Consider the following 11,542-nt stretch of genomic DNA (forward strand, 5'->3'; position numbering starts at 1 on the left):
ATGACCACACCCGCTCACGACAGACTCGCCATCGTCACCGGCGCCGATTCCGGCATGGGGAAGGCAACAGCCGAACTGCTCGCCGCCGAAGGCTTCGACGTAGGTATCACCTTCCACACCGACGAGGCCGGTGCCGAGGACACCCGTGCTGCGGTCGAGCAACGGGGACAACGCTGCTTCGTCACCAGGCAGGACCTGGCCAGTCCGGACACTGCCGAGGTGGTCGACGAACTCGCCGGTCGCCTCGGTGGTCTCGGGGTACTGGTGAACAACGCCGGCACCGGCCACCGCGACGAAGCGCTGGACCTCTCCTACGACCGCTGGCGGGAAATGCTCGCGACCGATCTCGATGGCCCCTTCCTGTGTTCGCAACGCGCCGCGCGGCACATGATCGACAGTGGGAAGGGGGGCCGGATCGTCAACGTCACCAGCGTGCACGAGCACGTTCCCCGCTACGGCGCTTCCGCATATTGCACCGCGAAAGCCGGCCTCGGCATGCTCACCCAGTGTCTTGCGCTCGAATGGGCACGGCACGGCATCACCGTCAACTCGGTGGCTCCCGGTGAGATCTCCACCCCCATGACCGGCATGGACGAATCGGAAGCCTTCCACGAGAACCGTCCGGGCAATCCCGTCGGGCGTCCTGGGCACGTCAACGAGGTCGCTTCCGTCATCGCATTCCTTGCCTCCCCGCGCTCGTCGTACCTGACAGGTCGTTCGATCCCGGTCGACGGTGGCCTCATGCTCATGGCAGCGCACGGGCACGACATGGACGATGGCAGTTGGCGCGCACTCTGACCGGAGTTCGCGAGCATCTCCGATGAAAGGAGCGGATCGTGCGCGGAGCGATCATCCATGCACCCGGCGACGTCCGGGTGGAAGAGCGGCCCGATCCGGAACTCGTCGAGCCGACCGACGCCGTCATCGAGGTCACCGCGACCTGCGTGTGCGGTTCGGACCTGTGGCCCTATCGGGGTATCGAGGACGTCCACGGACCGGCGCCCATGGGGCACGAATACGTCGGGGTGGTCCGAGAGGTCGGCAGCGATGTATCGACCCTGCAGGAGGGTGATTTCGTCGTCGGTTCTTTCTTCGCCTCCGACAACACCTGTGAGATCTGCCTGGCCGGTTACCAGTCCCGGTGTGTGGACGCTCGGCCGATGGGCGCCATCGGCACGCAGGCCCAGTTCGCGAGGATCCCGCTGGCGGACGGCACCCTTGTCGCCACCCCCGGAATGCCGGACGACGACCTGATCCCCGGGTTGCTCGCCGCTTCCGACGTCCTCGGAACAGGTTGGTTCGGAGCCTCTGCAGCCGAGGTGGGTCCCAGAAAGACCGTCGCCGTCGTGGGTGACGGGGCGGTGGGTCTTCTCGCCGTCCTGGCCGCACGGCAACTCGGCGCCGAGCGCATCATTGCGATGAGTCGCCATGACGACCGACAGACACTCGCACGTGAGTTCGGCGCCACCGACATCGTTTCCGAACGTGGCGAAGCCGGTGCAGCCCGGATCAGGGAACTGACGAACGGTCTCGGCGCGCATTCGGTCGTCGAAGCCGTAGGCACCCAGGAATCGATGATGCAAGCGATTCGTTCCACCCGGCCCGGCGGCCATGTCGGATACGTCGGGGTCTCCCACGGCGTGCAACTACCCGGAGACGAGCTGTTCTTCTCCGAAGTCCATCTGCACGGCGGCCCCGCTCCTGTGCGCCGTTTCCTGCCCCGGCTGATCGACCTGATTCTGAGTCGGCAGATCGACCCGGGAAAGGTATTCGACCTGGATCTGCCGCTGGATCGAGCGGCGGATGGTTACCGGGCCATGGACGAACGTCGGGCGATCAAGGCACTGTTGCGGCCCTGATTCGAAACCGGTACCTCGCCCGTCCGGACGGGCGAGAGGAGTCCGATCGCGGCGGATTGCGCGCTTCGCCTATTTCGGTGTGGGTGAAGAATATTCCAGCCGAACACCATTTGTTCGTTTCGCATCCCACACACGATCATCTGGTAGCCAAGGGATCTGGAGCATTCACGCTCCGGAGGAGGCATCCGCGCCGGCAGCCGTCGGAGATCCAAACACGTTGCGGAGATCAGCATTACGTGGAACGACGGTACCGTTCTCCCTCCTGTCGACGGCCGCTTCGATTTCGGCCCGCCGCGCCCCGAACATCTCCGGCCGGACGACTGCCCCGAATGAGCGCACGCATACTTATGCTCGTCCGAGACTCTATGTAGCGCAGAATATCCCGAATATATCGAATGGTTCGTTTGTCCCGTACCTCACGGTCGACTGCACATGTCCGTACCGGCCGCGCACGGCCGTTTCGAGGGCGACGCGCACACTCCTCAGACCTCCCGTAGCGAAAAAAGACTATTGGAATTGATTCCGACGCTACACTTGAGGAGTCCTGAACTTCTTCACTCGCCGCTTTTACGGCGATCGACCTTCGACGATTCTCAGGAGATCGCACAGACCAACTGGAACCCGACTCCAGGGGCAATCATGACATTTACTGCAGTGCCCGCACGCGCGACCGAAACCGCCGGTAGCGTCCTCATCGCGATGGGTATCGTTCTCCTCGCACTTCTCACGCTCTATCTCGTCGGATTCGACGACGGTGCAATCTCACGCAGCGGCATGTTCCTGCACGAGCTGATGCACGACGGCCGACATCTTCTCGGTCTGCCATGTCACTGACCGGAAGTTACGGCCGGCTCGTTGTCCGCGGGCTGTTGGCAGGGCTGCTCGCGGGGTTGATCGCGGGAGCCGTGGCGTTCGTCGTCGGGGAGCCACAGCTCGATGCAGCAGTGGCATTGGAAACTGCTGTTTCCGAACCGCATTCCCACGCCGATTCGGACACCGCTACGGCGGCCCCCGCGGACCATACGCACGAAGACGAACCGCTCGTCAGCCGGACAGGCCAGCGCGCAGGACTGTTCCTCGCCACGAGCCTGGCAGGCGTAGCACTGGGAGCGATCTTCGCGACGGTGGCGTACGCGATCCGACGGGCCGTACCGGTCTCGGCCGTCACATTGAGCATCGGCCTCGCGGCAGCGGCGTGGCTCGCCGTCGTCGTGGTGCCGTATGTGAAGTATCCACCGAACCCACCCTCCGTGGGCGACCCCGAGACCATTGATCAACGCACACTGCTCTGGCTCGCTGCCGTGGCCGTAGGCCTGGCCGCGGTGGCAGGTGCCGCGTACGTGGCAACCGTGTCGGCGAAGCGCCTCTCACCCAGCGCACGCATCGCGCTGACCACCCTCACGTTCGTCGTCGTCGCGACCGTAGGCTGCGTTCTGCTACCGACTGTCGACGGAGTGGACGACGGATTCCCCACCACGCTGTTGTGGGACTTCCGATTGTCCACGCTCGCCACCCAGACAACCCTGTGGGTGAGCCTCGGCCTGATATTCGCGTACCTGTCCGACCGATCGGCCCGACCGTCGGTCCACGAGAGGTCCTCGATGTCGGCCATGTGATGTCCACACCACTCCTGCCGGAGGTGGCCTCGTCCGAGGAAACCCACCGACACCACCGGAACGGAAACCACCATGAACTCACCCAAAGCGTTGTCGAACGCGCTGGCCCAGGCACGCGCCTCGCGTGGGGAATTCGACTCCTATGCGAATCTCGTCGCCCAAATCGCCCCGGCGATACACGAAGTGCAGGACTCTCCGTACACGCTCTCGAACGACCGATACGCAGCACTGCGACATGTACTCCACGATGTAGGCGGGCAACCGGATCTCTCGGTCGAATACACCGAAAAGGTCGAAGAAGACTGGGAGATGAACACCTACGTCACGTGCGAATGCCTGGGCTGGCGTGGCGCGTGGAATTCCGAGATGCGACGTCGGGCCGAGAACGACCTGGGGGCGACCCTGTACTACGGCCTCCCGTATTACGCCCGTTGGATCACGGTGGCCGCCAAGGTCCTTGTCAGCAAAGGCTTGATCACGACGGACGAACTAGCGGCCAAGATTGACGCCGTCCGTGCGCGCATGATTGAGGAGCGATCATGACCAAGTTCCAGATCGGCGACCGCGTCACGGTCAAGGACGCCACGACGCTGTTCCACACTCGCACACAGGCATTCGTACGAGGGCACACCGGAGTGGTCGTCGAGCACCGGCCGGATTGGGTAATTCCCGAAGACGAGGCATGGGATCGCCTCGAGAACGGGCGCACCGAACCGTTCTACGTCGTCCGGTTCCGCCAGAGCGACTTGTGGGAGAGGTACACCGGATTCGACGTCGACACCCTCGAAACTGAATGCTCGGAACGCTGGCTCGAGCCGGCTGAGGAGGAAACGACATGACCGACGCCCACAGCCATAGCGCCCACACCCCGATCCAGGAATCGCCGGAGGTCGGCGAGTTCGAAGTCCTCGAAGCCGCCGTCCGGGAACTGGCCATCGAGAAGGGCTTGTTCTCATCGGAGGACCACCGTCGCTTCTCCGAATGGGCCCAGTCGATCGGGCCTGCGAAAGGATCTCACCTCGTCGCCAAGGCTTGGCTGGATCCGGACTTCAAGAGGCGTGTGCTCGAAAACGCCACCGAGGCTTCCAAGGAGGTGGGGGTCGACTGGCTGGATCCCACCGGAACCGGAACCCCCAGCGACTACACGTACTTCTACGTCCTCGAGAACACGCCACAAGTACACAACGTGATCGTCTGCACGCTGTGTTCGTGCTACCCCAGGCCGGTCCTGGGCATGTCGCCGGACTGGTACCGCACCCCGAACTACCGCCGGCGATTGGTGCGGCGCCCTCGCGAAGTGCTCGCAGAGTTCGGCCTCCACTTCCCGTCGGATGTCGAAGTACGCGTGCACGATTCCAATCAGAAGTCGCGCTTCATGGTCATGCCGATGCGCCCGGAAGGCACGGAAGGCTGGACCGAGGACCAGCTCGCGGCGATCGTCACACGTGACACCATGATCGGTGTCGCTCTGCCACAACCGGATTGGACAGCAGAGAAGCCCCCGTCCCAGGTAGGAGGTGGTTCGTAGTGACGGTCGACAAGCCGATCGGCCGACCGAACTCGGCCAAGCCACATGAGTTCATCATGTCTCTGCTCGAGAACGAGGCCGACCGGGAGGCATCGCTGCCGGAATTGGACCGCAAGCCTGCACCCTGGGAGTCGAGCATGCAGGCCACCTGTGAATGCCTGTCCTGGCGCAGCGTGTGGGACAACCTCGACCGACGGCACACCGAGGACGCCTTGGGCGAGACGATCTACCGCGACTTCCCGGTCCACACCCGGTCGGCGATCGCCACGACACACACCCTCCTCGAACGAGGGGTGATCGATCCCGACGAACTGCAAGCGAAGATGCGGGAGGTCCGCGCCCGGTTCGAAGGCGACTGACCGCAGCCGGCACCGTCACCCCGGCCCGGATTCCCCGGGCCGGGGTGTACGCACGAGCCCGTACAGGCAGGGCATCGAGGCACGGCAATCCCGTCGGACGCCCGACCGACGCACGGGGGTGTCGTAGGCATCCGGCTCCGCCACTTCGGCCGGTCCAGCGGCAGGAGTGTGGATGTTCGACTCCAGGCATGAGAAAAGCCCCTCACCTGCCTGAACAGGTGAGGGGCTTTCTGGCGGTGGCGGTGGGATTTGAACCCACGGACGGGGGTTACCCGTCACGCGCTTTCGAGGCGCGCTCCTTCGGCCGCTCGGTCACGCCACCGCTGACGACTCTAGCGGATCGCACACCTCATCCTGAAATCGCCTGGTCAGAGCTCTTCCGTCGGAACTCGCTGCGCGCGGAAGAATGCCTCGAGCACTGCAGCACACTCCGCCTCGAGCACACCACCGCGCACCTCCGGCCGGTGAGTGAGCCGCCGGTCGCGAACGACATCCCACAACGACCCCACGGCCCCCGTCTTCGGTTCCCACGCCCCGAAGACCACACGCGATACCCGGGAGAGCACCAGCGCCCCCGCGCACATCGTGCAGGGTTCGAGAGTCACAGCAAGGGTTGCACCCTCGAGACGCCAGCCGTCGCCGTAGAGACGCGCTGCAGCGCGCAAGGCGAGCACTTCCGCGTGCGCTGTGGGGTCACCGGTAGCCTCACGTGAATTCGCGGCTCGCGCGATCTCGGTGCCGTCGGGGCCGAACACGACCGCGCCGACCGGCACATCACCGGCAGGCGCGGCAGCGGCAGCCTCCAGCGCGACCCTGATCAATTCCTCGTCGTCGCGCAGCCCCATCTAGCGGAGACTGTCCAGGGTCTTGCCGAGCACGTCGTCGAAACCGAGACGCTGCGCGATCTCGTCGAGCTGTTCGTCCGGGTACAGATCGGTCTCCGACAGGATCACCGACAGCACCGGCTCCGGCAGGCCCATGTCGGCCAGGATGCCGAGGTCGCCTTCCTCCCACGGTTCGATCTCGTCCAGTTCCTCGGGATCGATGTCGGGAATTTCGATGTTCAGCGCGTCGAGGACGTCGGCGGCGATGTCGTAGTCGACGGCCATCGTCGCGTCGGACAGCAACAACCTCGTTCCCGCAGGTGCAGGGCGCACGATGACGAAGAATTCGTCGTCCACGTTCAGCAGACCGAACACCGCGCCGGAGCTTCTCAGCTCCCTCAACTCCGTCACCGCGGTGTCGAGGCTCGTCAGTGCAGCACCGGACAGTGCCCGGCACTTCCAACGACCTTCTTCACGCGTCACGGCGACGGCGAAACCGTCGAGGTCGTCGCTCGTGTTCCCTGCGGGGTTCCCGCTCGGGGTAACGGAAGGGCTCTTGTTCCCCACACGCTGTGCAGCCATGGGCGCAACGGTAGTCTGCCGCGTCCGGTGAATGAAGCCCAGTACAGGATATGTAAACCTGTTGAGGTGTCCTCAGCCGCATCTGCTCCGCCCGTCTGTGTCCTCGGTCTCGGCCTGATCGGTGGTTCGCTGCTGCGCGCAGCCGTGGCAACCGGCCGGGAAGCATGGGGCTACAACCGGTCGGTACCGGCCGTCGACGCTGCCGTCGCAGACGGCTTCGACGCATCGACCGATCTGACGGCGTCCCTGCGCCGCGCTGCTGCATCCGACGCCCTCGTGGTGATCGCAGTGCCGATGCCGGCAGTCGGCAGCATCCTCGAGGCCGTGGCCGAGCACGCGCCCCAGGTCGCTCTCACCGACGTGGTGAGCGTCAAAGCCGAGGTCGCCGCAGCTGTCGAAGCACACGGACTGTCGCGGCGTTTCGTGGGCGGGCATCCCATGGCCGGCACGGCCGAGTCCGGCTGGCCGGCCGGAACCGCCGATCTGTTCCGCGACGCGGTCTGGGTCGTCACCGTCGACGACGACACCGATCCCGACGTATGGCGACAGGTCGCCGACCTCGCCCTCGATTGCGGCTCCGTGGTCGTGCCCGCCGAATCGAGAGAACACGACGCGGCGGTGGCGCGGGTGTCCCATCTCCCCCATCTACTCGCCGAAGCGCTGGCCTTGGCGGGCGCCGGCGGCGGCGACCTCGCGCTCGGTCTCGCTGCCGGATCGTTCCGGGACGGCACGCGAGTCGCCGCGACAGCTCCCGCTCTGGTGGACGCGATGTGTGAGGGCAACGCGGACGCTCTGCTCGCCGCCCTCGACGAGACCCTCGAAGTGCTGAGGAACTCGCGGGAGCATCTGGCCGACGGGAGCACCTCGGACCTCACCCGCGCCGGCCATGCGGCCCGGACGCGCTACGAACAGCGTCAGCGCCACCCCATCGTCGGAACGCAGCCCGGCGACGACGGATGGATCGACGCTTTCCGAGAAGCCGGACGTCGCGGTGGGGTGTGGACACGATGAACCTGCGCGATACCGCATCGGCACTGACCTCCGGCAAGACGACCGCCACCGAACATGTCCGCTCGGTGCTGGCCGAACTCGACGCGCTGACCGGCACCCCGTGGGAGAACGCGGTCGCTGCCCGCAACGACGAGGCTGCGCTCGAGGACGCAGCCCTCGCCGACGAACAGATCGCCGCGGGCAACTGGATCGGACCTCTGCACGGTGTTGCGATCGCCGTCAAGGACAACATCGACGTTGCCGGATGGCCCACCCGCTGTGGCAGCGCCGTGCTCGACGACGCACGGCCGGCACGACGAGATGCCCGCATCGTCGACAGACTCCGCGAAGCCGGAGCGATCGTGGTGGCCAAGACCCACCTCCACGAATTCGCCTACGGACCTACCGGGCTGGTCAACGCATCCGGGCCTGCTGCGCATCCCCACAACCCGAATCTGATCAGCGGCGGCTCCTCCTCGGGCTCCGCCGTATTGGTTGCGAGGGGGATTGTGCCCGTCGCGCTCGGGACCGACACCGGCTGCAGTGTGCGCACACCGGCCGCGTTGTGCGGGATCGTGGGCTTCAAGCCCGGCTTCGGTGCGCTCCCCGAGCACGGCGTCTTCCCGTTGTCTACGACCTTCGACCACGTCGGACTCCTCGCCGCGGACGCCCTGGATGCTTCGCTCGCCTGGGGGGCCGTTCCGGGAATCGCGCATCTGCGCACTCCGGTCTCCGAACTCCGAGTCGGACGATTGCGCGGCGGCATATGGGAGCTGTCGCCCGAGTTCGACGAAGCGGTCGATACAGCGTGCCGCACCCTCACCGACCTCGGTGCTCGCGTCGTCGATGTGGAACTGCCCGAGACCGACGCGATGCTCGACCTGTATCCGGTGGTCACCGGCTCGGAAGCGTACGAGACGCATCGTGCCTGGTTCGAAGCCGATCCCGGGCGCTACCAGCCTCCGACGGCGGCTCTGCTGGCCGCGCAGCGCGACCGCCCCGCCTACGAGTACATTCGGGCCACCAGAGCGGTGACGAGGCTGCGACGCGACGTCGTGCACCGGCTGCGGGCGGTGCACGAACTCGATGCGCTGCTCACGGTCACGACCGGCATACGTTCGGCACCTTTGACGAGCGACCCCGTGGAGCTACGCGGGCCGCTGCTGCAGAAATGCATCCCGTTCAGCGTCCTCGGCGTGCCTGCATTGTCGGTGCCGGCTCCGGACGGTGGTACGACACCGATCGGCCTGCAGATCGCCGGGCTCACCGGAGGTACACACGGGCACGGCAGCCATCCTGGCGAATCGGCTGCCCTGGCCGTCGCCATGGCAGTGGAGTCCTCGGGCCGGCCCTAGATGCGCGACGCGAGACCGCGGTATTCGAGGACGAACCCGTCCTCGTCGACCGTGATGGACGCCGACGACCGTGGCGAGAGCACGTGGATACCGTCGGCAGCACTGCTGTAGACGACGGTCGCTTCCTCGAGGCTGAGGTCGATGAGGTCGACGTAGACGACGGGCACCTCCACGTCGTCCGCGCCGGCTTGCAGGTCGTTCCGGCGGATCGGCAAGGCATTGAAGAAGGGACTGAACACCACATCCACATCCAATGCCCCACCGAAGGTGGACCGCTGATGGTTGATGCCGTTGTCGGACATCCAGATGCCCTCTTCCGACCTGGTGAGGGACATGTGACGCTCACCTGCCGCCAAGGTCGTGCGCACCGACAACCTGCGCGTGGCGCCGTTCTCGTCCGTCACCAGATCGTAGGACGCACTGAATGCCGGATGATCGGCGCACGCTGCCGCCACGATGCGGCCGGACGCCTTGATCCGGCGACCGGAGAGTTGTACTCGTACCGACTCCATCCGAGGCGCTTGGACCGCTCGCCACGTGAGGAGCGCTGGCCAGGTCGACGCGGAACCATTGGCGTCTGAGGCTGGGATGCTCACGATCTATACGTTAAGCGACGAAGGCCACACGGGGGGCAGCGGTGCCGTGATTCGCTCATTCACCACGTCGTTTCTCCCTCGCCACGACGTCAGCGACGCAAGTTGTCCGCAGCAGAGCGTCCGAGAAAGGGCATCGCCGCTCGCACGGAACGCACATCCTGTCCTGCCGTGTTCTCCCCAGGTTCGTCCACCGGATTCGGCGGCGCGGCGCCTGCGCGGAGGGACTCCCCGATCTCGCGTGTGGCCTAGAGTCGCTCTATGCGCACAGTGTGGACAGTTCCTCCGAACATTGCCCAAACGCTGCTGGAATCTCCCGAGATCCAGATGTTTCTGACCAGCAATGAGCTGCCGGACACAGCGGACGATCCACGCCGGAGACTTGCCGAGTTCACCCACGCGCTCGGCGCACTGAGCCGTCACATCGGACGCACCTTCGGCTCCGTCGACGCGGCGAACCGCGAACTGTTCGGCGGATCCGACGGCAAGGTACCGGTGGCGCTCCGTCTGACCGTCCTGCGTGCACTCGTCAATAAGGTCGAGGACCGCGCCCCCACCCCGAGACTGCTCCCGAAGAACATCTGCGACCAACTGGGTGCGTACGTCTACGCCTTGCTCGATCCACGTGACCGCAGCATTTTCTATATAGGGGCCGGACGGGGAAATCGGATCTTCACCCTGGTGTGGACCGCGCTCGGGGAGACCGCCAAACTCGCGGAGGCAGGAGAGAAGGCCCCGCTGTCGACGCCGGAGACCGAGGCTGCTCTACGTCGAATCCGAACTGTCTACGAGTCCGGCTATGCAGTGGAGCATTTCGTCGTCGCCGATGCGCTGAAGCCGAAGTCGGATTCCGATCACACCGCTGCGGTCACGGCCGAAGCCGTCATCGCCGCGCTCGGGTTGACCGAACCGCATCGCGGCGAGTGGGTGCTCACCAATCTGGCGGGTTCGACCGAAGAGTCCGAAGGCGACCGCACGGCGATTCCGATTACCGAACTCGTCCGTCAGTACTCCGCCTCGCCTGCTCCCGAATTACCCACACCGTGCGTCGTGCTGCGCATCAACGAAGCGAAGAAGGCTTCACCGGCGGCGGTACGCGAACTCGCGTCCAAGCCCTGGCCGGCGGGCACGGCTGCGCGCGGCATCGACGGTCTTCCCATCATCGTCGTCGCCGACAACATCGTGAGGGCGGTCTATCGCGCCACCGGATGGGAGGCTGCCGCTCGCAACGAGGAGAACGGCGGCACGATCCTCTACCGGTTCGTCGGGGAAGCCGACGAAGAACTCGAGAGCAAATTCGTCAACACCCGGGTCACCCCGGATCGACTGGGTCTCAAGCGTTGGCCCTCGCACGGCTGGGCTCCGCGTCTGACTCGCGCGCTGCCGCGGCCGGTGGCGCGTCCGAAAGCGCCGCGCCCCTAGCCTGCCGCTGCTTCCCGGCCCGCGCCAGGTGCCGGGAAGCAGTGCGCGCGGGCACTCGAAAATAGTTGGTACAGCCGCATTTACGGCTACAGAAACACGAAAGGGGACCCACTGAAGTGGGTCCCCTTTCGGAACGGGTGTTCGGCGGTGTCCTACTCTCCCACACCCTGTCGAGTGCAGTACCATCGGCGCAGACAGGCTTAGCTTCCGGGTTCGGAATGGGACCGGGCGTTTCCCTGTCGCTATGGCCGCCGTAACTCTATGAAACAGTCTCCACGCAGATCCTCGACTCTCCCGCCGAGGCAGGATCATCGATATCTGTGTGTGTTGTTTCAGATACCGCACAGTGGACGCGTAACATCTTCGTGGTAAGTCCTCGGCCTATTAGTACCGGTCACCTCCACCCATTACTGG

Annotated in this window: 14 protein-coding genes, 1 tRNA gene and 1 rRNA gene; 11 read left to right on the forward strand and 5 right to left on the reverse strand. The window is 65.4% G+C overall.

What is annotated here, in order from left to right:
• From ABZ789_RS20725 to ABZ789_RS20760, 8 genes are all read left to right on the forward strand, one after another.
• Nucleotides 1-798, forward strand: coding sequence for an SDR family oxidoreductase (locus tag ABZ789_RS20725; RefSeq protein WP_358427859.1), 798 nt, complete (start codon nt 1-3; stop codon nt 796-798).
• Between the two features lie 38 nt (nt 799-836).
• Nucleotides 837-1,859, forward strand: coding sequence for a zinc-dependent alcohol dehydrogenase family protein (locus ABZ789_RS20730; protein WP_358427862.1), 1,023 nt, complete (start codon nt 837-839; stop codon nt 1,857-1,859).
• Between the two features lie 639 nt (nt 1,860-2,498).
• Nucleotides 2,499-2,693: a CbtB-domain containing protein gene (locus ABZ789_RS20735; RefSeq protein WP_358427865.1), complete on the forward strand. Its 195-nt coding sequence runs from the start codon at nt 2,499-2,501 to the stop codon at nt 2,691-2,693.
• Complete coding sequence (locus tag ABZ789_RS20740) at nt 2,684-3,475, forward strand: CbtA family protein (protein WP_358427868.1); 792 nt, start codon at nt 2,684-2,686, stop codon at nt 3,473-3,475. The genes ABZ789_RS20735 and ABZ789_RS20740 overlap by 10 nt, the downstream gene beginning before the upstream one ends.
• 72 nt (nt 3,476-3,547) lie before the next feature.
• Nucleotides 3,548-4,018, forward strand: a complete 471-nt coding sequence (locus ABZ789_RS20745) for a hypothetical protein (RefSeq protein ID WP_358427871.1) — start codon at nt 3,548-3,550, stop codon at nt 4,016-4,018.
• Nucleotides 4,015-4,314: an SH3-like domain-containing protein gene (locus tag ABZ789_RS20750; protein WP_358427874.1), complete on the forward strand. Its 300-nt coding sequence runs from the start codon at nt 4,015-4,017 to the stop codon at nt 4,312-4,314. The genes ABZ789_RS20745 and ABZ789_RS20750 overlap by 4 nt, the downstream gene beginning before the upstream one ends.
• The gene (scnC, locus tag ABZ789_RS20755; protein ID WP_358427877.1) at nt 4,311-5,003 is read left to right on the forward strand and encodes a thiocyanate hydrolase subunit gamma; all 693 of its coding nucleotides are present in this window, start codon (nt 4,311-4,313) and stop codon (nt 5,001-5,003) included. Before ABZ789_RS20750 ends, scnC begins: the two co-directional genes overlap by 4 nt.
• 56 nt (nt 5,004-5,059) lie before the next feature.
• The gene (locus ABZ789_RS20760; protein ID WP_358427901.1) at nt 5,060-5,362 is read left to right on the forward strand and encodes a ScnB; all 303 of its coding nucleotides are present in this window, start codon (nt 5,060-5,062) and stop codon (nt 5,360-5,362) included.
• A 231-nt stretch (nt 5,363-5,593) separates the two neighbouring features.
• Here the strand turns inward: ABZ789_RS20760 and ABZ789_RS20765 are convergent.
• The 3 genes from ABZ789_RS20765 to ABZ789_RS20775 form a co-directional block, all read right to left on the reverse strand.
• Nucleotides 5,594-5,684 (reverse strand) — tRNA-Ser (locus tag ABZ789_RS20765).
• A 46-nt stretch (nt 5,685-5,730) separates the two neighbouring features.
• Nucleotides 5,731-6,207, reverse strand: coding sequence for a nucleoside deaminase (locus ABZ789_RS20770; protein WP_358427879.1), 477 nt, complete (start codon nt 6,205-6,207; stop codon nt 5,731-5,733).
• Complete coding sequence (locus ABZ789_RS20775; protein ID WP_358427882.1) at nt 6,208-6,768, reverse strand: tRNA adenosine deaminase-associated protein; 561 nt, start codon at nt 6,766-6,768, stop codon at nt 6,208-6,210.
• 66 nt (nt 6,769-6,834) lie between these two features.
• Here ABZ789_RS20775 and ABZ789_RS20780 point away from each other — a divergent pair, with 66 nt between their 5' ends.
• The gene (locus ABZ789_RS20780; RefSeq protein WP_358427885.1) at nt 6,835-7,779 is read left to right on the forward strand and encodes a prephenate dehydrogenase; all 945 of its coding nucleotides are present in this window, start codon (nt 6,835-6,837) and stop codon (nt 7,777-7,779) included.
• The gene (locus ABZ789_RS20785) at nt 7,767-9,113 is read left to right on the forward strand and encodes an amidase (RefSeq protein WP_358427888.1); all 1,347 of its coding nucleotides are present in this window, start codon (nt 7,767-7,769) and stop codon (nt 9,111-9,113) included. The genes ABZ789_RS20780 and ABZ789_RS20785 overlap by 13 nt, the downstream gene beginning before the upstream one ends.
• Here the strand turns inward: ABZ789_RS20785 and ABZ789_RS20790 are convergent.
• Nucleotides 9,110-9,709 carry a putative glycolipid-binding domain-containing protein gene (locus ABZ789_RS20790; protein ID WP_358427891.1) on the reverse strand — a complete coding sequence of 200 codons (600 nt, stop codon included), beginning with the start codon at nt 9,707-9,709 and terminating at the stop codon, nt 9,110-9,112. The two genes, ABZ789_RS20785 and ABZ789_RS20790, sit on opposite strands and share 4 nt — an antisense overlap.
• A gap of 258 nt (nt 9,710-9,967) precedes the next feature.
• Here ABZ789_RS20790 and ABZ789_RS20795 point away from each other — a divergent pair, with 258 nt between their 5' ends.
• Nucleotides 9,968-11,128, forward strand: coding sequence for a GIY-YIG nuclease family protein (locus tag ABZ789_RS20795; protein ID WP_358427893.1), 1,161 nt, complete (start codon nt 9,968-9,970; stop codon nt 11,126-11,128).
• A gap of 139 nt (nt 11,129-11,267) precedes the next feature.
• Here ABZ789_RS20795 and rrf read toward each other — a convergent pair.
• Nucleotides 11,268-11,384 (reverse strand): 5S ribosomal RNA (gene rrf / locus ABZ789_RS20800).
• Nucleotides 11,385-11,542 lie beyond the last annotated feature (158 nt).

Source organism: Rhodococcus sp. NPDC047139, assembly GCF_040643435.1.
Taxonomy (GTDB): Bacteria; Actinomycetota; Actinomycetes; order Mycobacteriales; family Mycobacteriaceae; genus Rhodococcus.